Raw genomic sequence first — 21,171 nt, 5'->3', positions numbered from 1 at the left:
GCCAGGACGCCGCCGGCACGGCGGATGAGCAGAAGGGTGGCAGGTGATGACCTCACGCGTCGAGCCTGAGCAGCGGCGGTTGCGTGTGCTGGAGGTGTGCGGGTCAGCAGCCGGCGGCGTGCGTGTCCACGTGGCCGACTGCGCCCGGCTCCTGGCTGAGGCGGGCCACGACGTCATCGTCGAGGCTCCTGCCTCGGTGCTGGACGGGGCACCGCTGGGGGCTGCGCGCAGCGAGGTCCTCCAGATCGGCCCGCGTCCGGGCCCAGGCGACTTACTGGTGCTGGCGCGCCTGCGTCGTCTGGGACGACGGGCTGACGTCGTCCATGCCCACGGCCTTCGCGCCGGCGCGCTGGCCGCACTGGCACTGGGACGACGGCGGACGCGCCTGGTGGTCACCGAGCACAACCTGCCGGTGGGAGGACGCCTGACCACCGCCACGGGCCGGGGGTTGGCTGGCGTGGTGGCTGCCCGCGCCGACCAGGTCCTGGCCGTGAGCCCCGACCTGCTGGCACAGGCGCGTGAGCTGGGCGCGAGAGAGGCAGAGCTGGCCGTCATCCCCGCCTCCGGCCACGTGCAGCAGGAGGCACTGGACGCCGCGGCGGTGCAGGAGGTGTGGCCCGAGGGCTACCGCGTGCTCACGGTGGCGCGCCTGGCTCCCCAGAAGGGGCTGGACCTGCTCCTGGACGCCGCCGCGCAGCTGGCCGACGCCGTGACCGAGGCTGGCGGCGAGGGCGGTGCCACCTCACTGACGTGGGCTGTGGCCGGGGACGGACCGCAGGCCGATGAGCTTGCCGCACGGATCGCGCGCGAGCAGCTGCCCGTGCGCCTGCTGGGCCGCCGAGGAGATGTCAGCTCCCTCATGCAGGCCGCGGACGTTGTTGTCCAGACCTCGCTGTGGGAGGGCCAGCCCATCACGATCCAGGAGGCGCTAGCTGCTGGGGCGGCGATCGTGGCCACGGACGTGGGAGGCACGGGCGTGACCGCTCGCGGTGGAGCCCAGCTCGTCTCGCCGAGCAGCCAGGCCGTTGCCCAGGCCGTGGCCCGGCTCCTGGCCGACGACGGTGCTCGCCGCCAGGCCCAGGACCGCGCGCGTCAGGCGGCGCGTGAGCTGCCGGACCACGCGGCGCTGGCGGCCCAGCTGCAGCGAGTGCTGGACCCAGGCGTGTGAGGCGGCTCTAGCCGACCGTGTCTGTCAGGTTTCGCCGTCATCGATATGATGGAGTTCCGTGATGAGCACGTCTAACCGCTCCAGCGGTCACCAGAGTGAAGTCCCTGCCCACATCTTCGTCACCGGTGGCGTCGTCTCTTCCCTCGGTAAGGGGCTGACGGCCTCCAGCCTGGGACGACTGCTGCGCTCGCGCGGTATCAGCGTGGCGATGCAGAAGCTTGACCCGTATATCAACGTCGACCCCGGCACGATGAACCCCTTCCAGCACGGGGAGGTCTTTGTCACCGAGGACGGAGCGGAGACGGACCTGGACATCGGCCACTACGAGCGCTTCCTTGACGTCAACCTCTCCGGCAAGGCCAACGCCACCACCGGGCAGGTCTACTCCCGCGTGATCGCCAAGGAACGGCGGGGGGAGTACCTGGGAGACACCGTCCAGGTCATCCCGCACATCACTGACGAGATCAAGCGCGTCATGCGCTCTCAGGCTGAGCCTGGCCCGGACGGCGAGGTACCTGACGTCATCATCACCGAGATCGGCGGCACGGTCGGTGACATCGAGTCCCAGCCCTTCCTCGAGGCGGCTCGCCAGGTGCGTGCCGATCTGGGGCGGGCCCACGTGGCCTTCGTCCATGTCTCCCTCATTCCCTTCCTGCCGGCGGCCGGTGAGCTCAAGACCAAACCCACCCAGCACTCGGTGGCCGCGCTGCGCTCGATCGGTATCCAGCCTGACGCCCTGGTCCTGCGCACCGACCGGCCCCTGCCTGAGGGAGTCAAGGGCAAGGTGGCGCTCATGTGCGACGTCGACCGTGAGGCCGTCGTCGAGTGCAAGGACGCCGCGAGCATCTACGACGTCCCGCCGACCCTGCACCGTGAGGGCCTGGACGCCTTCCTCGTCCAGAGGCTGGGCCTGACCTTCCGGGACGTGGACTGGGCGGAGTGGAACGGCCTGCTCGACCACGTCCACAACCCCTCCCGCCGTCTTGAGGTGGCGCTGGTGGGCAAGTACATCGACCTGCACGACGCCTACCTGTCCGTCTCCGAGGCCATCCGCCACGCCGGCTTCGCCTGCGACGCGAAGGTGGAGATCCGCTGGGTCGCCTCCGACACCTGCGAGAGCCCGGACGGAGCCCAGCGTGCGCTGTCCGGGGTGGACGCCGTCGTCGTGCCCGGCGGCTTCGGCGTGCGCGGCATCGAGGGCAAGCTCGGGGCGCTGCGCTGGGCCCGCGAGCATCAGGTGCCCACCCTGGGCCTGTGCCTGGGGCTGCAGTGCATGGTGATCGAGGCAGCCCGCCACCTGCTGGGGCTGGAGGCCGCGTCCTCAACCGAGATGGCGCCCGAGACCCCCGACCCCGTCGTCACTACGATGGACGCCCAGCGTGAGTTCGTCACCGGTGGGGGAGACCTGGGCGGCACGATGCGGCTGGGTGCCTACCCGGCGGTCCTGACCGAGGGCTCCGTCGTCGCCCAGACCTACGGCGCCACCCACGTCAGCGAGCGCCACCGCCACCGCTTCGAGGTCAACAACGCCTACCGTGAGCGCCTGGAGGAGGCGGGCCTGCACGTGTCCGGCACCTCACCGGACGGGCACCTGACCGAGTTCGTCGAGCTCGACCGCGCCCTGCATCCCTACTACGTGGCCACCCAGGCCCACCCGGAGTTCAAATCGCGGCCCACCCACGCCCACCCGCTGTTCACGGGGCTGATCAATGCCGGGCTGGACCGCCAGCGTGACCGCTTCGCCGCTCGTGGCGAGGAGGGACTGGAGCCCGAGGTCGCGCAGGCTGCCCAGAAGGGTAGCGTGGCACCCGTCAAGGATGAGGCCACGGCGGGAAAGCAGTCACGGTGAGCACGAGGGGACAGGCGCGCGAGCTGGACGACCAGCGTGACTCGCGGCAGGTGACCGCCAGCCAGCAGGTGTGGGCCGGCCCGATCTTCACCATCCAGGACGAGCAGATCGCGCTCGCCCCTGGTGCTGAGCCCGTGCGCCGGCAGACCGTGGCCCACCATGACGCCGTGAGCATCGTGGCGTGGCGTGAGGGGGTGGACTCCTCCCAGGACGACGGCGCTGCGGAGATCCTCCTGGTGCGTCAGTACCGTCACCCGGTGCGTGCCGACCTGTGGGAGGTCCCGGCAGGCCTGCTTGACGTTGCTGGCGAGGCGCCGGCGGTGGCTGCAGGGCGGGAGCTGGCGGAGGAGACTGATTACGAGGCCGGTACCTGGCACACGCTCGTCGACTACTATGCCTCGCCGGGCTTCACCACGGAGGGCTGCCGCTCCTTCCTCGCTCGTGACCTCAGCCTCCTGCCGGAGGAGCGCCGGGTGCCTCGTGAGGCGGAGGAGGCTGAGTTCGTGCCGACCTGGTTCCGTTTCGACGACGTCGTGGCGGCAGTCCTGCAGGGCCGGCTCCACAACCCGGCCACGGTGGCGGGGGTGCTGGCGGCTGACCGGCTGCGCGCTTGCGGCTGGGAAGGGCTGCGCCCGGCCGATGCGCCGTGGCTGAGGAGCCCGGTGAGTCTGTAGCACCACAGCGGCTGCGCCGCACACGGTGGCCCGCGACACGACACGTGCCGTGGGCCACTTTTCGTTGCCAGGACTGGCGTTCTTCAGTGAAGCGATTAACGTGCTGAGATTAAGGGCGTTAAACGGTTGACGAGCGGTCAGCGGTAAGGTAGGATGGGCCCATCGGCATACGAAGGTGTCTGCTACGTGATGGCAATGGCGCGAGGAGGTGCGATGACGACTCTGACGGATGTGGCGCAGGCTGCCGCGGTCTCGACCGCCACGGCCTCCTTGGTCCTGTCAGGGAAGGCGAACGGGCGGGTCTCGGCGACGACGGCCAAGCGGGTACGTGGCGCCGCCCGGGACCTGGGCTACGTGCGTAACGCCCTGGCGGCCTCGATGCGTAGTCAGCGCACCCGGACGCTGGGCGTGGTCGCCAATGACGTGCTATCCACCCCCTACGCCGTCTCGATGGTTGACGGCATCTTGACCACCGCACGGTCACAGGGGTGGTCGGTGATCTTCGCCGACACTGGCGGTGACACCTCAGAGCGTCGCCGTGCCGTCGATGAGCTGTGCTCGCGCCAGGTCGACGCCATCATCTACGCGGCGATGTACCACCAGGAGGTGGTCGTTGAGGAGGGACTGTCAGACGTCTTCGTGCTTAACAGCTTCGCTGACCGCGACGACGTGCCCGGTGTGGTCCCGGACGAGGAGCGTGCCGCCTATGAGGCGACGACTCATCTCATCGAGCTTGGCCACGACCGCATCGCCCACCTGGCGCACGACTCTGACGCGGCGGCGGTCGGCCTGCGCATCGCGGGCTATCGCCGGGCCCTGGTCAGCCACGGCCTGCCGTGGGACGAGCGCCTGCTCTTGCGCGGAGACAATGATCCTGCAGGCGCTGACGAGGCGGCTACGCGGCTGCTGGACCTCGATCCTCGCCCGACAGCTGTCTTCTGTTACAACGACGCCATGGCCGCTGGGGTGTACCGGCAGGTGGCGCGTCGAGGCCTGAGGATCCCTCAGGACCTGTCAGTGGTGGGCTTTGACGACCTGGAGCTGATCTCCACCAACCTTGATCCCCAGCTGACCACCATGCGGCTGCCGCACTACGAGATGGCTGAGTGGATGACGCGCGCGGTGATCTGTGAGGACGAGCAGAACCCGCCTCCTGGGGTCACTCGTATGCACTGCCAGCTCATTCAACGAGCGTCGACGGCGCCGCCCAGTCAGCCTGTCCGCTCCTCAGACCTGGGCTGAGCAGCCCGGGCACGCACAAGCTTCCGGCTCACACGAGCCGGGGGAACTCCCATCCCAGATGACACAAAGGAGTGTTCCATGATCACGACTCGTCGTACCTTCCTCGGCCTGGGCGCTGCCAGTGCGGTAGCCCTGACCCTGGCGGCCTGTTCCTCGCAGGGTAAGGACTCCTCAGGTTCTGCTTCCGGCGGCAAGGGCGGGCTGACACTGTGGACCCACAGCGCCGGCGGAACAGATGAGTACGCCGTTATCGAGGGCATCGTCAATGACTTCAATGCCGCCAACCCCGACACCCCGATCACGATCACGGCCTTCCCCCAGGCCTCCTACAACGACGCGATCGTGGCGGCGGCTGCCTCCGGTGATCTGCCTGACATCCTGGACCTGGACGGTCCGATCATGCCGAACTGGGCCTGGTCTGGCTACCTCGCTCCTCTGACGCTGCCCAGCTCGCTGACCGACAAGATGGTGGACTCCACCAAGGGGTACTTCAACGACACGCTCTACTCCGTGGGCCCGTACGACACCTCGCTGTGCTTCCTGGCCCGCAAGTCCGCGATCGAGCAGATCGGGGCCCGCGTCCCCACCGTTGACTCTCCCTGGACCAAGGACGAGTTCGAGGACGTGCTGACCAAGCTCAAGGCGCTGCCCGACTACGAGTACGCCATCGACTTGTCGAACTGGGACGCCGCGGAGTGGTGGCCCTACGCCTATGCCCCGATGCTGCAGAGCTTCGGTGGTGACCTCATTGACCGCAAGACCATGGCGAGCGCCGAGGGCGTTCTCAACGGTCCTGAGGCGAAGGCCTTCGGCGAGTGGTTCCGTCACCTGTTCGCTGACGGCCTGGCTTCCGAGACCCCGGCGACGGACGGTCAGGACTTCCTCCAGGGCAAGGTCCCGATGGTCTACACCGGCGGCTGGAAGGTGCTGCAGGCGCAGGAGACGCACGGCCTGGACGAGGTCCTCATCCTGCCGCCAGTGGACTTCGGTGCGGGTGCCAAGGTCGGCGGCGGTTCCTGGCAGTGGGCGGTGTCTGCGACCTCCAAGAACCAGGAAGCGGCTAACAAGTACATCGAGCTGCTCATGCAGGACAAGTACCTGATCAAGTACTCCGACGCGATCGGCACCTACCCCTCGATTGAGTCGGCGATCCCGGGCACTGCCAACTACGGTGAGGGCAAGCCGCTGGAGCCCGTCTATGAGATCGGCAAGGCCTTTGCCCTGCTGCGCCCAGCGACCCCGGGATACAAGACGATCTCCTCGGTCTTCGACAAGGCCTTGCGTGACATCGCCTCCGGCGCTGACGTCCAGGCCAGCCTTGACCAGGCGGTCAAGGACATCGACGCCGATATCACCTCCAACAACGGCTACAAGGTTTCCTGACGAGCCTTGCCCTGAACTCACTGATCCGGTGGGAGGCACGAGCGTGCCTCCCACCGGGAAGGGAGAAAGACGTGTCCACCTCTGTTGCGGCAAGGCGCAGCGCGAGCTCTCGTCGCGAGGCGCTGCAGGCGTGGCTCATGAGCTCACCTGCCCTCATCCTGTTACTGCTCTTCATGGGCATCCCGATCCTTCTCACCTTCGGGCTGTCCTTCACCAACGCCCGGTTGATCTCGCCCAACCCGCCTTCCTTCGTCGGGCTGGCCAACTTTGAGCGTGCCTTGGGAGCTGATCCCACGTTCTTGCGCTCGCTGACCAATACCGCCTTCTTTGCCCTCATCGTCGTTCCGTGCCAGTCCGGCCTGGCCCTGGCCCTGGCCATCCTGGTCAATCAGAAGGTCAAGGGCGTCACGGCCTTCAGGACGATGATCTTCATGCCTGTGGTCACCTCCATGGTGGTGGTCTCGATCCTGTGGAGCTTCTTCTACGAGGACGATGGCCTGGTCAACTCCATGCTCAACACCATCACGGGCGGCGGCTGGACGGCGGTGGCCTGGCTCAACAATCCGGGTACCGCGATGCCGGCGATCATCGTGCTGTCGATCTGGCAGGCGGTCGGTCTGCACATGATCATCTGGCTGTCTGGACTACAGGGCATCGACCCTGCGCTGTATGAGGCTGCGGACCTCGACGGTGTCAACGGCTGGCAGCGATTCCGCTACGTGACCTGGCCAGGCCTGCGCTCGACGATGGTGTTCATCCTTGTCACCATCACCATCGCTGCGCTCGGACTGTTTGTCCAGGTTGATGTCATGACCTCAGGAGGTCCGCAGGACGCGACCTCAACACTCGTCTACCACGCCGTGCGCAAGGGCTACCGCGAGCAGGACATGGGCTACGGAAGCGCGATCTCGCTGATCTTCTTCGTCTGCGTCCTCCTCATCAGCCTTATCCAGCGCTGGCTGACCAGGGAGAAGGACTGACATGGCTACGCATACTGTCCCGTCTCACTCACTGACCACCCCGGCCCAGCAGCCCACCGCTCAGCGTGTGCCTGGAAGGCGTGGCCGGGCGGCAACGAAGCGGCGCTCGCGGGTCCTGACTTATATCGGGCTGGTTGTCGCCGCATCGGTCGCGGTCTTCCCGCTGCTGTTTATGATCTTCTCCTCGCTCAAGCCTGACTCGCAGATCTTCGCGGACCTGGGCAGTGTCAAGGCGTTCCTGCCGGTGGGCGAGCTGTCACTGGACAACTACGAGGGTGTCTTCCAACGTGTGCCAGCAGGTCGCTTCCTGCTGAACTCGGCGATCGTGACCGTGTGCATCGTGGTCCTCGGCCTCGTCGTCAACTCCATGATCGGTTTTGCCATCGCCCGGATGCGGTGGAAGGGCAAGCGCATCATCCTCTCGCTGGTCCTGGCCACCCTCATGGTGCCTTTTGAGACCATCGCGGTGCCGCTGGTCTTCTGGGTGGCCAAGCTGCCGTCGCTGCAGTGGGTCGTGGACGGGTTCCTGGTCAAGCAGGGGATGCTGAACACCTACCAGGTCCAGATCCTGCCCTACATTGCCAACGCGCTGGCGATCTTCCTCTTCTCGCAGCACTTTGGAGACATTCCCAAGGAGATCGACGAGGCTGCGCGCGTGGACGGCGCGAGCTGGTTCACCATCTATCGCAAGATCGTCGTCCCGCTGTCTGGACCGACTTTCGCCACGGTGGCCATCATCATGATGCTGCCGGCGTGGAACTCCTACCTCTGGCCGCTCATGGTGGTTCAGGAGGAGGCGATGCGCCCGGTAAGCGTAGGAATGCAGTACTTCTTCCAGCTCAACCCCGTGTGGGGCGAGATCATGGCTTACGGCACGCTCATCACAGTGCCCATGTTGGTGCTGTTCATCATCTTCCAACGTTCCTTTGTCCAGTCTCTGGCCGGTACGGCCGTCAAGGGCTGAGACACTTGCAACCCGGACAAGGAGACCGAGATGGCCTTCAGCCTTGCTGACCACTGGATGTGGGACCACTGGATCGCTCGTCGCGCAGACCAGTACCACCTGTTCTTTCTGCGTGCGTCGAAGGCGCTGCACAACCCGGACCGGCGTCACTGGCGGGCATCGATTGGGCACGCGGTGTCCTCAGATGCTCGCAACTGGACCTTACTGCCCGATGCCCTGGTTCACTCTGATGGTCCTGCCTTCGATGACCAGGCGACCTGGACCGGCTCGGCCGTCGTCAAGGATGACGGCACGATCCGTCTCTTCTACACCGGCATCTCCCGTCGCGAAGGAGGGATGGTTCAGCGAGTTGGCTGGGCTGACTCGCAGGACGGGGTGACCTTCACCCGCGCCTGCGCCGAGCCTGTGGAGGCTGACGGACGCTGGTACGAGAAGTGGAACCCCTCCTACCCGTGGGACGAGCCGTGGCGGGACCCCTATGTCTTCCAACATGAGGGGCGCTGGCACATGCTGGTCACGGCGCGCCGTGCCGGTGTGGATCGTTTGCACGCCGGCGTGATTGGCCATGCCGTGTCTGATGACCTGGACCACTGGGAGGTGCTCGAGCCTCTGACTGAGCCCAGCCAGTTCGGTCAGCTTGAGGTCAGTCAGTCACGGTTCGTCGACGGCAAGCACCTGCTGGTCTTCTCCTGCGGGCGTGACATGCAGGCCGCTGCGTGCGACGGAACGGTGTGGGTCGCCGAGGGGGAGGGGCCCTTGGGGCCGTGGGATGTGGACAATGCCCGCTATGTCGAGCCTACGCACCTGTACGCCGGCCAGGTCTTTGACATGGCAGACGGGCAGTGGGCTTTCACCGGCTTTGACGACGGAGAGGACGGCGTCTTCCGCGGAGTGATCCCGGACCCGTTGCCTTGGAACGAGGTGCAGCTGTCTCAGGCTCCAGCGCGCTGACGCCAAGCGGCCTCGGCGCGCTCGGGTAGCGCTCCGATGGGGCCATGCCCGATGTGACCGCTCGATGGGGGTGGGAGCGAACCTCATCGGTTCGCTCCCACCCCCATCGAGCGTCGTGCGTCTGCCGGAAACGCCGCCAGTGCAAGAAACGATCCGACCGGCGCCGTGCGCCGTCGTCACCGTGCGGGGCCCGGCATAGGCCACTCCTCTGACCGGTATGCGTGCTGGATCCCACGTACCGAGATCGACCGATCCTCTCGTCCTGCTAATATCGGAAGGCCGATCTTGGTTAAAGTGGGACAGTGCGTAGGCCATCCGGCCTACGTGCGCCGCCCGAGGAGGAGAGGAGAGGTCATGAGCACGGTCGACGACGACTCGACCCGGGCCAGGGTCCTTGACCTCATCGTCGAGAAGGGGCCGGTCTCCGCAGCCCAGCTGGCCAGGGTCCTGGACCTGACGCCTGCGGCGGTGCGTCGCCACCTCACTGCCCTGGAGGAGAGCGGAGAGATCCAGGTCCACGCGGCCGCTGCCTGCGGCAAGCGAGGGCGTGGCCGTCCGGCTCGTCACTACGTGGCCACCTCGAAAGCGAGGACGAGCTTCGCCGAGGGCTACTCCGATATCGCCACGCGAGCCCTGTCCTACCTCCAGCAGGTCGCCGGGGACAAGGCGATCGACTCCTTTGCGGCCGTGCGCGGACGCGACCTGGAACGCCGCTACATGCCGGTGGTCGAGGCCGCAGGTAAGGATCCCTCGGACCGCGCTCGCGCCCTGGCGGACGCCCTGACCCTGGACGGCTACGCCGCCACCGTCCGCGACGTGGGAGACGGTTCCTTTGCCGTCCAGCTGTGCCAGGGCCACTGCCCGGTGCGTGATGTCGCTGGACAGTTCGGCGAGCTGTGCGAGGCCGAGACCCAGGCCATCGCCCGCCTGATTGGAGTCCCGGTGCAGCGTCTGGCTACCCTCGCCGGCGGCGACCACGTGTGCACCACGCACGTCCCCATCGCGATGCCCGTCCTGCGCAAGCGCACGGTACGAGCAGCAGCAGACACGCGAAGCCCACGGGCCCAGCGAACGGAAGGAACCCGATGACATCACCGAGCACCGACAAGCCTCGCGTCTCCGACGACGAGATCATCGACTCGATCTCGACGCAGTACGACTTTGGCTGGCACGACTCTGACGAGGCTGGTGCCAACGCCAAGCGCGGTCTTGACGAGCAGGTCGTGCGGGAGATCTCCGCCATCAAGGGCGAGCCCGAGTGGATGCTGGCCAAGCGCCTCAAGGCCTACGAGATCTTCGAGCGCAAGCCCATGCCCACCTGGGGCGTGGACCTGTCCGAGCTGGACATGGACTCGGTGAAGTACTACGTGCGCTCCACTGACAAGCCGGCGAGCTCCTGGGACGACCTGCCCGACGACATCCGCTCCACCTATGACCGCATCGGCATCCCCGAGGCCGAGCGCGAGCGGCTGGTGGCGGGCGTGGCGGCCCAGTACGAGTCTGAGGTCGTCTACCACCAGATCCGTGAGGACCTGGAGAAGCAGGGCGTCATCTTCGTCGACACCGACACCGCGGTGCGCGAGTACCCCGAGCTGGTCCAGGAGTACTTCGGCTCGGTGGTGCCGGCTGGTGACAACAAGTTCGCCGCCCTCAACACCGCGGTGTGGTCCGGCGGCTCCTTCATCTACGTGCCCAAGGGCGTCCACGTCGAGATCCCGCTGCAGGCCTACTTCCGGATCAACACCGAGAACATGGGCCAGTTCGAGCGCACGCTCATCATCGCCGACGAGGACTCCTACGTCCACTACGTCGAGGGCTGTACCGCCCCCATCTACTCCACCGACTCCCTGCACTCAGCGATCGTGGAGATCGTGGTCAAGAAGAACGCCCGCGTGCGGTACACGACCATCCAGAACTGGTCCAGTAACGTGTGGAACCTGGTGACCCAGCGCGCCACCTGCGCCGAGGGCGCCACCATGGAGTGGGTGGACGGCAACATCGGCTCCAAGCGCAACATGAAGTACCCGGCCGTCTACCTCATGGGTCCCCACGCCCGCGGTGAGGCCCTGTCCATCGCCTTCGCCGGCGAGGGCCAGCACCAGGACACCGGCGCCAAGATGGTGCACATGGCGCCCTACACCTCCAGCCACATCGTCTCTAAGTCCGTGGCCCGCCACGGTGGGCGCTCGGGCTATCGCGGCCTGGTCCAGATCATGAAGAACGCCCGGCACTCCAAGTCCAACGTGCTGTGCGACGCCCTGCTGGTCGACGAGATCTCGCGCTCGGACACCTACCCCTACGTCGACGTGCGTACCGACGACGTCGAGATGGGCCACGAGGCCACCGTGTCCAAGGTGAGCGCGGACCAGCTCTTCTACCTCATGCAGCGCGGGCTGACCGAGACCGAGGCCATGGCCACGATCGTGCGCGGCTTCGTCGAGCCTATCGCCCGCGAGCTGCCCATGGAGTACGCCCTGGAGCTTAACCGCCTCATCGAGCTGCAGATGGAGAACTCCGTCGGATGAGGCCGACGGCGCAGCCCGCCCCACGCACACCACCTTCCACTCGATCCGCCGGGTACCCGGCACAGGAGCACCTCATGCCCGACCTGTCCACTGACCACTCCCAGGCGAGCCTGGACGGCGCCCACACTCACGGGCGCGCCGCAGCGCCTCAGGGGCGCTACGTCGCCTCGCGTGCGGACCGCCCTACCTCCTTCGACCCGGCTGACATCCCGGTGCCACGCGGGCGCGAGGAGGAATGGCGCTTCACGCCCATGAAGCGTTTCCGCCCGCTGTTCGACCTGGAGGCCGTGCGTGCCGGAAGCGCGACGGACTCGGTCACCGTCGCCGTCGACGCCCCGCAGGGCGTGGACGTGGAGAGCCTGGAACGCACCGACGAGCGCCTGGGGACCGTCGGCGCCCCGGTGGACCGCACCGGCGTCGTCGCCTGGGCGGCGTTCGAGACCGCCACCGCCGTCACCCTCCAGGCTGGCGCCCAGCTCGAGCGCGCCGTGCGCGTGAGCGTGACGGGCCACGAGGTCCCCGGCGAGGAGGGCTTCGCCCACCCCGCTGCCGGCCACCTGCTCATTACCGCCCAGAAGGGCAGCCGCGGCACCGTGGTCCTGGATCACACCGGCACTGCCGCCTACACGCAGGGGGTAGAGGTTGTCGTCGCCCCTGAGGCCGAGCTGACCCTGGTGACTATCCAGAACTGGGACGACGCCGCCGTCCACGCCTCCAACCACCGCGTGCGCGTGGAGGGGCGTGGCACCCTCAAGCACGTGGTCGTGAGCCTGGGTGGAGACGTGCGCATCTCCTCCGACCTCGGCTTCGCTGGCGAGGGCGGGCGTACCGAGGCCTACGGCGTCTACTTCACCGACGCCGGCCAGCACCAGGAGCACCGCCCCTACGTGGCCCACACCGAGCCGCACTGCTACTCCCGCGTGACCTACAAGGGCGCGCTGCAGGGCGAGAATGCCCACGCCGTATGGGTGGGGGACTGCCTCATCGGCGCCGCCGCCCGCGGCACGGACACCTACGAGCTCAACCGCAACCTGGTGCTCACCGAGGGCGCCAAGGCGGACTCGATCCCCAACCTGGAGATCGAGAACGGCAACATCGAGGGCGCCGGCCATGCCTCGGCCACCGGGCGCTTCGACGACCACCAGCTGTTCTACCTGCGTGCCCGCGGCATCCCCGAGGCTGAGGCTCGGCGCCTGGTGGTGCTCGGCTTCTTCAATGAGATCGTCGCCGAGATCGGCGTGCCTGAGGTCGAGGAGACCCTCATGGGCGCCATCGAGAAGGAGCTGGAGCTCACCGGCGTCATCGCCGCCCGCGAGCAGGCTCCCACCGCCTGAGCCGCACCTGACCACCCCGTACCCGCAACAGAAGAGCACACGAGCATGAGCACTCTGCAGATCAAGAACCTCCACGTCCAGGTCGCCACCAACGACGGCCCCAAGCCCATCCTCAAGGGCGTCGACCTCACGGTTGACTCCGGCGAGGTCCACGCCATCATGGGCCCCAACGGCTCGGGCAAGTCCACCCTGGCCTACTCCATCGCCGGTCACCCCGACTACGAGGTCACCGACGGTGAGGTCCTGCTCGACGGCGTCAACCTGCTGGACATGAGCGTGGACGAGCGCGCTCGCGCCGGCCTGTTCCTGGCCATGCAGTACCCGGTTGAGGTCCCCGGCGTGTCCGTGGCCAACTTCCTGCGCACCGCCAAGACCGCCATCGACGGCCAGGCCCCCAAGGTCCGCCAGTGGGTCAGCGAGGTCTCCGGCGCGATGGAGAAGCTGCGCATGGACCCTGCTTTCAACGAGCGTGACGTCAACGCCGGCTTCTCGGGAGGCGAGAAGAAGCGCTTCGAGATCCTCCAGATGGAGCTCTTGAAGCCCCGGTTCGCCGTCCTGGACGAGACCGACTCCGGCCTGGACGTGGACGCGCTGCGCATCGTCTCCGAGGGCGTCAACCGCCTGCACGACTCCTCCGACGCCGGCTTCCTCCTCATCACGCACTACACGCGGATCCTGCGCTACATCAAGCCCAGCCACGTCCACGTCTTCGTTGACGGGCACGTGGCCGAGGAGGGTGGCCCGGACCTGGCTGAGCGCCTGGAGAACGAGGGCTACGACCGCTTCCTCAAGTGAGGCACCCTCATGACTGACTCTGCATCCTCCGTCCCGTCTGCCGCGCAGGTGAGGCCGCCGCAGCCGCTGAGCGCGGACGAGCTCGCCGCCGTCCGTGCGGACTTCCCGTACCTGGCGCGTCCCGCGCGCTCGGGCGGGCAGCTGGCCTATCTCGACTGGGCAGCCACCAGCCAGAAGCCAGCCTGCGTCATCGCTCGTGAGGCCGAGTTCCTGCGGATGTCCAACGGCGCCGCGGGCCGCTCGACCTACCAGATCGCCGATGAGGCGACTGCCGCCTGGGAGGAGGCTCACGAGGCGGTCGGCGCCTTCGTGGGAGCGCGGGCCAGTCAGGTGGTCTTCACCAAGAACGCCACCGAGGCAGTCAACCTCGTGGCCCTGGCGATCGGGCACGCGAGCCTGGGGCGCCCGGCCGGGCGCGGGGGCGCGGCAGCGGATGCTCATGACCCCTCGGCCAGGCTCCGCCTGGGCCAGGGCGACGAGATCGTCGTCTCGCGCGCGGAGCACCACGCCAACCTCGTGCCCTGGCAGGAGCTGGCGGCGCGCACGGGTGCCACTCTGCGGTGGCTGGACCTGACCCCCGAGGGCCGGATCGATCCCGGCACGGTGGACGTCATCACCGAGCGCACCCGCGTGGTGGCTGTGGCCCACGCCTCCAACGTCATCGGAGCGCTCACCCCGCTGGATGTGATCCTGCCGGCAGCCAAGGCAGTCGGTGCCCTCGTCCTGCTGGACACCTGCCAGTCCGGGGCCCACCTCCCGCTGGACTTCGCGGCGCTGTCCGCTGCCGGTGTGGACGCGATGGTCCTGTCCAGCCACAAGATGCTCGGGCCGACCGGCATCGGCGCGCTGGTGGCCACCGAGGAGCTGACGGAGGCGATGCCACCGGTGCTCACCGGGGGCTCGATGATCGAGGTCGTCTCCATGGAGTCCTCGACCTACATGACCGGTCCCGCCCGCTTCGAGGCCGGCAGCCAGCCGCTGGCCCAGGCCGCGGCGTGGACGACGGCGGTGGGCTACCTGTCACGGCTGGGCCTGGACCGTCTGCACGCCGGTGAACAGGTGCTGACTGGGCGTCTTCTGGACGGCCTGACGGGCGTGGCCGGCGTGCGCGTGCTCGGGCCGACCGATACCCGCGACCGGCTCGGCGTGGTGCCCTTCGTCGTCGATGGCGTCCACCCTCATGACGTCGGCCAGGTGCTCGATGCTGCCGGGGTCGCTGTGCGCACCGGCCACCACTGCGCCCAGCCCATCCACGCCCACTTCGGGGTGCACGCCTCCTCGCGCGTATCCTTCGGGCCGACCACCACGCCCCAGGAGGTTGACCGCTTCCTCGAGGCGGTCGCCTCCGTCCGTTCCTACTTTGGCAGGTGAGCATGAACGACCTCGACCAGCTCTACCAGCAGGTCATCCTCGACCACTCGCGTGAGCGCCACGGCGCGGGCGCGCTCGACGCCCCTGACGGCCAGTCCCACCAGGTCAACCCCACCTGCGGGGACGAGGTGACTCTTGACGTCAAGGTCCAGGACGGCACCATCGCGGCCGTCGGCTGGCAGGGGGAGGGCTGCTCTATCTCCCAGGCCTCGATCTCGGTCATGCACGACCTGGTCGACGGTGCGGACCTAGAGACGGTCGCCCGCCTGGAGGCGGACTTCGACGCCCTCATGCACTCACGCGGCAAGGGCGTGGACGAGGCCGTGCTCGACGCCCTGGAGGACGGGGCGGCCTTCGAGGGGGTCTCGAAGTACCCCAACCGCGTCAAGTGCGCGCTGCTGGGGTGGATGGCCCTCAAGGACGCCCTGGCGCGCTCCGGCGTCGTCCTTCCGCAGGTGGAGGCCGACGGCGCACCGGCCAGCTGAGGCGTCCCCTCACCTGCCCTCACCACTGACTGACGAGGACCGGATCGGTCCTGACAACCTCAAGGAGACCGCATGAGCGAGCCCACCGGCGCCCCGGCGCCCGGAGCCGAGAACCCGGCCGGCAGCCCGGTTACCACCGCACCTGCCGGCCCGGCCGACAACCCCATGGCGGCCCAGCACGCCCCCGCCCAGCTCTCCGACGTCGACGTCGCCGCGATCGAGGAAGCCCTGCGCGACGTCATCGACCCGGAGCTGGGCATCAACGTCGTCGACCTCGGTCTGCTCTACGGCATCGCCATCGAGCCCGACGGCACCGTGGTGCTGGACATGACGCTGACGACGGCAGCCTGCCCGCTGACCGACGTCATTGAGGAGCAGGCGTCCCAGGCCCTGGCCTACATCGTGGACAAGGTCCGCATCCAGTGGGTGTGGCTGCCGCCGTGGGGCCCGGACAAGATCACGCCCGAGGGGCGCGAGCAGCTGCGGGCGCTGGGCTTCAACGTCTGAGGAGTACCTCGCGCAGCACCGGCGCGTTGGAGCGCTGGTTTCCGTTCCTCGTGCCGTACAGGAGGGTGAGGCGTCCGCGTTCGGCCAGGCCGCGTAGGTGTGCCACAGCCTCGGCACGCTCGGGCTGGGCCAGCTCGGCGCGGTAACGCGCCTGGAACTCCTCCCAGCTGATCTCGCCGTGGTGGAAGCCGCGACGCAGCTCGCCAGACGGAGCGATCTCCTGACACCACTCGTCCAGTGCTGCGCGCTCCTTGGACACCCCTCGCGGCCACAACCGGTCCACCAGCACCCGGTACCCGTCCTCGGCGCTGGGTTCCTCACGGACGGACTTGAGCACGACGTCCAGGCTCATGACGGTCTCTCGCCTCTCTTCACTCGTGGCCGTGCCAGTATCCCACCGGCGTAACGCATGAGCCTCGTGGCCCCCGGTATCCTGACCCCGTGCTCTACGACCTGCTGTACAAGACCGTCCTGACACGCATTGACCCCGAGGTTATCCACGACGTCTGCGTCAAGGGCGTCGCGCTCACCGGTCGCCTGCCCTTCGTGCGGGACGTCGTGCGCCAGGCCTGGGGACGCCGACCCGCGATCCCCGTGCCCTCTGCCGGTCAGGGAGGGCCCTTCGCCCGCCCGGTTCCCGGCGTGCTGGGACTGGCTGCCGGGATGGACAAGGAGGGCGAGGCCGTGGAGGGCATGGACGCCCTCGGCTTCGGCTTCATCGAGGTCGGCACCTTCACCGCGCAGGCCCAGCCTGGCAATGACAAGCCCCGCATGTGGCGGTACCCGGCTACGCGAGCCGTGCGTAACAGGATGGGCTTCAACAACTCCGGTGCGGACGAGGCGGCCCGCCGCCTGCGCGAGCTGCGCTCGACCGTGCGCGGGCGCAGCATCGTCGTGGGGGCCAACATCGGCAAGACCAAGGTGGTCCCGCTGGAGGACGCCGTCGAGGACTACCGCTACTCCGCGGCCGCGGTGGCGCGCTGGGCCGACTACCTCGTCGTCAACGTCTCCAGCCCCAACACCCCGGGTCTGCGCGACCTGCAGAACGTGGAGTCCCTGCGGCCGATCCTTGAGGCCGTGCGGGAAGCTGGTGACGCTGCCGCCCACCGCCACGTGCCCCTCCTGGTCAAGATAGCCCCGGACCTGGCGGACGCGGACATCGACGCCGTCGCTGACCTTGTCACCGACATGGGCCTGGACGGCGTGGTCGCCACCAACACCACCATCGACCACGACCTGGGGGAGGGAGGCCTGTCCGGGGCGCCGCTGCTTCCGCGCTCCCTGGAGGTCGTGCGCCGGCTGCGCGCGCGCCTGGGCGAAGGGCCAACGATTATCGGCGTGGGTGGGATCTCCTCCATCATGGACGCTGAGCTCATGCTCGACGCCGGTGCGGACCTGCTCCAGGCCTACACCGCCTTCATCTACAACGGTCCGGCGTGGCCGGGCCGTATCAACCGGGCGCTGGCGACCATGCGCCGCCCGCGCTGAACGGTTACCATGGCCGCGCGCCACGGCGCATGAGTGGGAGACGAGGCTACCTGTGAGGTCGGGCTGGTAGTCCGACGTCGTCGACCCCGGGAACACCAGTGACTCATTCAGCCCCCTCCTCTCAGGTGCCCGGCGCGCAGCCGCCTGCACCCGACCGGCCCCTGCGTGCTCTCGTGCAGGCTGCCGGTGGCTCCTTCCTTGCCCTGGGGTTTCTGGGCCGGCTGCCAGCGGCCATGAACCAGCTGGGCATGCTCCTCATCGTCTCCGCCTCCGGCCGAGGCCTGGCCCTGGCCGGCTCGATAGTCGCGGCCGTGGGCCTGGGGACTGCCGCTGGGGCGCCACTCGTCGGCCGCCTCGTGGACCGGATTGGTGCGGTGCGTGTGCTCGCCTGCGCCCTCGTGGTGCAGTCACTGGCTCTGGCCGGGGTACTCGCCTGTTTGTATGCGGACCTGTCAAGTGCCCTCATTCTCATCTTCGCGGCACTCCTCGGATGTGCGAACCCTCAGGCAGGCTCGATTGCGCGTGCATGCTGGTCGGCCATTGCTCGTGCGGACGCCGTACCTGCTCGTGCCCTGCGGACGATCCGGCTCGGCCTGGGCTTCGAGACGGCCGCGGATGAGACGAGCTTCGTCGTCGGGCCGGTCGCGGCCGGGGCGCTGGTGACGCTGCTCGGGGCCGAGGGGGCGGCCCTGTCCCTGCTGGTCCTCACCGTGCTGGGTGAAGGAGCCTTCGCCCTGTGGCTCGCCTGCCGCCCGGCGCTGTCTCGTCCGCACCACGACGGCGGGGCCGGTTCCACGCAGGCGCAGGCGCGTACGCCGTGGGTGGCGCTGGCACCGGTACTGCTCACGATCGGTGCTGTGGGCGTGGTCTTTGGCGCCACCCAGACGGCGCTGACCGCCGTGCACACGGCTCACGGGACCCCAGGGCTGACCGGCCCGATCTACGGCTCGATGGGGATCACCTCGGCGCTGGCCGGCATGGTGGCGCCCTCCTTGCGCACCGGCGTCCTCGCGAGGACGGCTCTGGGTGGCCTTCTGGTGCTCATCTGCTCGTCCGTCCTCACGGCGGTTCCCGGCACGCCGCTGACCCTGGCGATGATCCTCATCATGGGAGCGGGCGTGGGCACGGTCCTGGCAACCTCCTACACGCGTATCGAGGCGGTGGCTGTATCCGGACGGGTCACGAGCCTGATGACTGTGGCTGCTACTTGCAACGTCCTGGGGGTCTCCCTCGGCTCGGTGGCCACGGGTGCGCTCGGGGCCAACCTCCACTACGCCAACTTGCCGGCTGTGGCAGCCGGTGCGGTCATACTCGCTCTGGCCGCAGCGCAGGCGTTGACGGGCCGAACGGGTAGCTTTGCCTCCGAGTGAAGAACGCCAGGCTCCTCGCTCGTGCGCAAAGCTACCCGCTCGCGTCACAGGTCAGCGCAGCTCCTCGTCAGCCTTGCGTGAGGGGGAGCGGGTGAGCGCCGGGTCACGCTCGACGACGTCGCCCAGGGCCTGGTCGATCGCGGCCATCATGTCCGCGTCCAGGCGCACGCCCGAGGCCTTGACGTTCTCCTCCAGCTGCTGGGGCCGGGAGGCGCCCACCAGGGCGGCCGAGACGTTCGGGTTCTGCAGGACCCACGCGATCGCCAGCTGCGGCATGGTCAGGCCTGCCTCGTCAGCGATCGGACGCAGGCTCTGGACCGCGGTGAGGACCTCGTCGCGCATCCAGCCCGCGATCATGTCCTTGCCGCCACGCTCGTCCGTGGCGCGCGAGCCTGCCGGAGGCTGCTGACCGGGTAGGTACTTGCCGGACAGCACGCCCTCAGCCATCGGGGACCACACGACCTGGCCCATGCCGAGCTCCTCGGAGGTGGGCACGACCTTGTCCTCGATGACACGCCACAGCATCGAGTACTGCGGCTGGTTGGACACCAGGCGGAATCCCATCTGGGTGGCCAGTTCCTGACCGGCCCGGATCTGCTCGGCGGTCCACTCCGAGACGCCGATGTACAGGGCCTTGCCCGAGCGCACGACGTCGGCGAAGGCCTGCATGGTCTCCTCCAGCGGCGTGGCGTCGTCGTAGCGGTGGGCCTGGAGGAGGTCCACGTAGTCGGTGCCCAGGCGCTTGAGCGATCCCTCGATGCCGCGCAGGATGTGCTTGCGCGACAACCCGGAGTCGTTAGCGCCCTTGTCCTGGATCGGGAAGTAGACCTTGGTGAAGATCTCCACGCCGTCACGGCGCGTGCCGGCCAGCGCCTTGCCCAGTACCTCCTCGGCCTTGGTGTTGGCGTAGGTGTCGGCGGTGTCGAAGGTCGTGATGCCCAGGTCTAGGGCCGTGTGGACGCACTGCGTCGCCGTGTCAGCCTCGACCTGCGAGCCGTGGGTGAGCCAGTTTCCGTAGGTGATCTCCGTGACGCGAAGGCCGGAGCTGCCAAGATGACGGTAAGCAACCATGGCTCCAGCCTAGGGGAGCAGGCGCCGGGGCGAGTCCTCGGTCACAGGGCCAGGGACGTCGTCGGCCCGGCTTCCGCTGTCGGCGGAGAACCGGGCCGGGAAACGAGGCGGAGCGGGCTCAGGAGGGGTACTCGCGGCGTCCCACCTGAGGAACCGGCTGACGCCAGCGCCGCAGGTTGAAGCAGCGGGAGAAGACGTACCAGAAGATGACACCCTGCTCCTTGACGCGAGCCTCGCCGAACTTGGCGATGAGGCGCTTGCGAACCAGACGCCAGCAGATGACCGCGTCCACGATCGCGATGAGGAAGAGACCGTAGATGAAGAGCATGAGGTAGAAGGTGCCCACAGCCGCCTGCGCCGAGTGTGAGACCGCCTGGAAGCCGATGACCACGAGCAGCAGGATGATCGTCGAGGGCAGGAAGAGCTCGCCGACGCTGAAGCGGGCGTCCACGTAGTCGCGGATGTAGCGCTTGATCGGTCCCTTGTCCCGCACCGGCAGGTAGCGGTCGTCCCCGGTGACCATGGCGCGGCGCTGGCGCTCCCAGGCCTCATCCTGCTTGGCGCGGGCCTCACGCTTGGCGGCCTTGCGGTCGGTGGGGACCACGGGGTGGACGCCACGGGCCTGCGCGTCCTTGCGCTTGGGCGTGGGACGTCCCTTGCCACCGGGCTTGGTGCTCTCGGCCTCCGGCGCGGGCTCGGCGGCCTTCTCCTTCTTGAACAGACTCACGCCGCTAGGTTACCGGCTCGGTCGCGCTACGCTGAAAACCATGATCTCAGTCGACGCTGTACGCGCATCCGTCCACCGTTCCTTCGACGACGTCGTGGCCGACCTGGTCGACCTCGTCGCCATCCCCTCGGTCTCGGCCTCCAGCCACGACCAGGCGGAGGTGACGCGCTCGGCCGAGCACGTGGCCGGCCTGCTGCGGGGTGTGGGGCTGGAGGCCGAGGTCGTGAGCGTCGACGGGCCGGACGGCGTGCCTGGCCGTCCGGCGGTGCTCGCCCACCGCGAGGGGC

General features: G+C 68.3%; 20 protein-coding genes and 1 pseudogene. 18 read left to right on the top strand and 3 right to left on the bottom strand.

Going from position 1 to position 21,171, the window contains the following annotated elements; genetic code table 11:
• The first annotated feature begins 46 nt into the window (after nt 1-46).
• From HMPREF0058_RS11165 to HMPREF0058_RS11095, 15 genes are all read left to right on the top strand, one after another.
• Nucleotides 47-1,168, top strand: coding sequence for a glycosyltransferase family 4 protein (locus HMPREF0058_RS11165; protein ID WP_040319883.1), 1,122 nt, complete (start codon nt 47-49; stop codon nt 1,166-1,168).
• Nucleotides 1,169-1,229: 61 nt separating this feature from the next.
• Nucleotides 1,230-3,017: a CTP synthase gene (pyrG, locus tag HMPREF0058_RS11160; RefSeq protein WP_081449236.1), complete on the top strand. Its 1,788-nt coding sequence runs from the start codon at nt 1,230-1,232 to the stop codon at nt 3,015-3,017.
• Between the two features lie 23 nt (nt 3,018-3,040).
• Nucleotides 3,041-3,691: an NUDIX domain-containing protein gene (locus tag HMPREF0058_RS11155; RefSeq protein ID WP_374044935.1), complete on the top strand. Its 651-nt coding sequence runs from the start codon at nt 3,041-3,043 to the stop codon at nt 3,689-3,691.
• Between the two features lie 213 nt (nt 3,692-3,904).
• Nucleotides 3,905-4,933, top strand: coding sequence for a LacI family DNA-binding transcriptional regulator (locus HMPREF0058_RS11150; protein WP_006549899.1), 1,029 nt, complete (start codon nt 3,905-3,907; stop codon nt 4,931-4,933).
• Nucleotides 4,934-5,011: 78 nt separating this feature from the next.
• Nucleotides 5,012-6,316, top strand: coding sequence for a sugar ABC transporter substrate-binding protein (locus tag HMPREF0058_RS11145; protein WP_006549898.1), 1,305 nt, complete (start codon nt 5,012-5,014; stop codon nt 6,314-6,316).
• A gap of 137 nt (nt 6,317-6,453) precedes the next feature.
• The gene (locus HMPREF0058_RS11140) at nt 6,454-7,296 is read left to right on the top strand and encodes a carbohydrate ABC transporter permease (protein WP_248597024.1); all 843 of its coding nucleotides are present in this window, start codon (nt 6,454-6,456) and stop codon (nt 7,294-7,296) included.
• 1 nt (nt 7,297) lies between these two features.
• Nucleotides 7,298-8,260, top strand: coding sequence for a carbohydrate ABC transporter permease (locus HMPREF0058_RS11135; protein ID WP_006549896.1), 963 nt, complete (start codon nt 7,298-7,300; stop codon nt 8,258-8,260).
• Between the two features lie 30 nt (nt 8,261-8,290).
• Nucleotides 8,291-9,211, top strand: a complete 921-nt coding sequence (locus tag HMPREF0058_RS11130) for a glycoside hydrolase family protein (protein ID WP_006549895.1) — start codon at nt 8,291-8,293, stop codon at nt 9,209-9,211.
• 354 nt (nt 9,212-9,565) lie between these two features.
• On the top strand, nt 9,566-10,300 hold the full coding sequence (locus HMPREF0058_RS11125; protein ID WP_006549894.1) for a helix-turn-helix transcriptional regulator: 735 nt from the start codon (nt 9,566-9,568) through the stop codon (nt 10,298-10,300).
• Nucleotides 10,297-11,736, top strand: coding sequence for a Fe-S cluster assembly protein SufB (gene sufB / locus HMPREF0058_RS11120; protein WP_006549893.1), 1,440 nt, complete (start codon nt 10,297-10,299; stop codon nt 11,734-11,736). The genes HMPREF0058_RS11125 and sufB overlap by 4 nt, the downstream gene beginning before the upstream one ends.
• Nucleotides 11,737-11,810: 74 nt before the next feature.
• Entirely contained in the window at nt 11,811-13,070 is a 1,260-nt protein-coding gene (gene sufD, locus HMPREF0058_RS11115) for a Fe-S cluster assembly protein SufD (RefSeq protein ID WP_040319882.1), read from the top strand.
• A gap of 45 nt (nt 13,071-13,115) precedes the next feature.
• A complete protein-coding gene (sufC, locus tag HMPREF0058_RS11110) occupies nt 13,116-13,865 on the top strand; it encodes a Fe-S cluster assembly ATPase SufC (RefSeq protein ID WP_006549891.1) in 750 nt (249 codons plus the stop codon).
• A 9-nt stretch (nt 13,866-13,874) separates the two neighbouring features.
• The gene (locus HMPREF0058_RS11105; RefSeq protein ID WP_006549890.1) at nt 13,875-15,236 is read left to right on the top strand and encodes an aminotransferase class V-fold PLP-dependent enzyme; all 1,362 of its coding nucleotides are present in this window, start codon (nt 13,875-13,877) and stop codon (nt 15,234-15,236) included.
• A 2-nt stretch (nt 15,237-15,238) separates the two neighbouring features.
• A complete protein-coding gene (sufU, locus tag HMPREF0058_RS11100) occupies nt 15,239-15,721 on the top strand; it encodes a Fe-S cluster assembly sulfur transfer protein SufU (protein WP_006549889.1) in 483 nt (160 codons plus the stop codon).
• A gap of 72 nt (nt 15,722-15,793) precedes the next feature.
• Nucleotides 15,794-16,228 carry a metal-sulfur cluster assembly factor gene (locus HMPREF0058_RS11095; RefSeq protein ID WP_006549888.1) on the top strand — a complete coding sequence of 145 codons (435 nt, stop codon included), beginning with the start codon at nt 15,794-15,796 and terminating at the stop codon, nt 16,226-16,228.
• On the opposite strand, the gene HMPREF0058_RS11090 is transcribed toward HMPREF0058_RS11095, so the two are convergent.
• On the bottom strand, nt 16,218-16,580 hold the full coding sequence (locus HMPREF0058_RS11090) for a DUF488 domain-containing protein (RefSeq protein WP_006549887.1): 363 nt from the start codon (nt 16,578-16,580) through the stop codon (nt 16,218-16,220). The genes HMPREF0058_RS11095 and HMPREF0058_RS11090 overlap by 11 nt on opposite strands.
• A gap of 89 nt (nt 16,581-16,669) precedes the next feature.
• Here HMPREF0058_RS11090 and HMPREF0058_RS11085 point away from each other — a divergent pair, with 89 nt between their 5' ends.
• Both HMPREF0058_RS11085 and HMPREF0058_RS11080 read left to right on the top strand, forming a co-directional pair.
• Nucleotides 16,670-17,716, top strand: coding sequence for a quinone-dependent dihydroorotate dehydrogenase (locus tag HMPREF0058_RS11085; protein WP_006549886.1), 1,047 nt, complete (start codon nt 16,670-16,672; stop codon nt 17,714-17,716).
• A 98-nt stretch (nt 17,717-17,814) separates the two neighbouring features.
• Nucleotides 17,815-19,086 carry an MFS transporter gene (locus tag HMPREF0058_RS11080; RefSeq protein WP_248597023.1) on the top strand — a complete coding sequence of 424 codons (1,272 nt, stop codon included), beginning with the start codon at nt 17,815-17,817 and terminating at the stop codon, nt 19,084-19,086.
• Nucleotides 19,087-19,137: 51 nt separating this feature from the next.
• Here HMPREF0058_RS11080 and HMPREF0058_RS11075 read toward each other — a convergent pair whose 3' ends face one another.
• Nucleotides 19,138-20,157: an aldo/keto reductase family protein gene (locus HMPREF0058_RS11075; protein ID WP_006549884.1), complete on the bottom strand. Its 1,020-nt coding sequence runs from the start codon at nt 20,155-20,157 to the stop codon at nt 19,138-19,140.
• A 118-nt stretch (nt 20,158-20,275) separates the two neighbouring features.
• The gene (locus tag HMPREF0058_RS11070; protein ID WP_006549883.1) at nt 20,276-20,884 is read right to left on the bottom strand and encodes a DUF3043 domain-containing protein; all 609 of its coding nucleotides are present in this window, start codon (nt 20,882-20,884) and stop codon (nt 20,276-20,278) included.
• A gap of 40 nt (nt 20,885-20,924) precedes the next feature.
• On the opposite strand from HMPREF0058_RS11070, the pseudogene HMPREF0058_RS11065 reads away from it, so the two are divergent.
• Nucleotides 20,925-21,171 (top strand): annotated as a pseudogene (locus HMPREF0058_RS11065) (dipeptidase); the annotation flags it as partial.

Origin of the sequence: Actinomyces urogenitalis DSM 15434, from assembly GCF_000159035.1 — a bacterium.
GTDB classification, from domain to species: domain Bacteria; phylum Actinomycetota; class Actinomycetes; order Actinomycetales; family Actinomycetaceae; genus Actinomyces; species Actinomyces urogenitalis.
Note: the sequence above shows the minus strand (reverse complement) of the source record. Positions and strands in the feature narration are given on the sequence as shown.

Bases quoted from the DNA above. Each gene is read 5' to 3' on its own strand.
- HMPREF0058_RS11090 (WP_006549887.1), bottom strand. From the start codon at position 16,580: ATGAGCCTGGACGTCGTGCTCAAGTCCGTCCGTGAGGAACCCAGCGCC.
- HMPREF0058_RS11145 (WP_006549898.1), top strand. From the start codon at position 5,012: ATGATCACGACTCGTCGTACCTTCCTCGGCCTGGGCGCTGCCAGTGCG.
- HMPREF0058_RS11150 (WP_006549899.1), top strand. From the start codon at position 3,905: ATGACGACTCTGACGGATGTGGCGCAGGCTGCCGCGGTCTCGACCGCC.
- HMPREF0058_RS11095 (WP_006549888.1), top strand. From the start codon at position 15,794: ATGAGCGAGCCCACCGGCGCCCCGGCGCCCGGAGCCGAGAACCCGGCC.
- HMPREF0058_RS11135 (WP_006549896.1), top strand. From the start codon at position 7,298: ATGGCTACGCATACTGTCCCGTCTCACTCACTGACCACCCCGGCCCAG.
- HMPREF0058_RS11125 (WP_006549894.1), top strand. From the start codon at position 9,566: ATGAGCACGGTCGACGACGACTCGACCCGGGCCAGGGTCCTTGACCTC.
- HMPREF0058_RS11140 (WP_248597024.1), top strand. From the start codon at position 6,454: ATGAGCTCACCTGCCCTCATCCTGTTACTGCTCTTCATGGGCATCCCG.
- pyrG (WP_081449236.1), top strand. From the start codon at position 1,230: ATGAGCACGTCTAACCGCTCCAGCGGTCACCAGAGTGAAGTCCCTGCC.
- HMPREF0058_RS11165 (WP_040319883.1), top strand. From the start codon at position 47: ATGACCTCACGCGTCGAGCCTGAGCAGCGGCGGTTGCGTGTGCTGGAG.
- sufU (WP_006549889.1), top strand. From the start codon at position 15,239: ATGAACGACCTCGACCAGCTCTACCAGCAGGTCATCCTCGACCACTCG.
- HMPREF0058_RS11130 (WP_006549895.1), top strand. From the start codon at position 8,291: ATGGCCTTCAGCCTTGCTGACCACTGGATGTGGGACCACTGGATCGCT.
- sufD (WP_040319882.1), top strand. From the start codon at position 11,811: ATGCCCGACCTGTCCACTGACCACTCCCAGGCGAGCCTGGACGGCGCC.
- sufC (WP_006549891.1), top strand. From the start codon at position 13,116: ATGAGCACTCTGCAGATCAAGAACCTCCACGTCCAGGTCGCCACCAAC.
- sufB (WP_006549893.1), top strand. From the start codon at position 10,297: ATGACATCACCGAGCACCGACAAGCCTCGCGTCTCCGACGACGAGATC.
- HMPREF0058_RS11105 (WP_006549890.1), top strand. From the start codon at position 13,875: ATGACTGACTCTGCATCCTCCGTCCCGTCTGCCGCGCAGGTGAGGCCG.
- HMPREF0058_RS11075 (WP_006549884.1), bottom strand. From the start codon at position 20,157: ATGGTTGCTTACCGTCATCTTGGCAGCTCCGGCCTTCGCGTCACGGAG.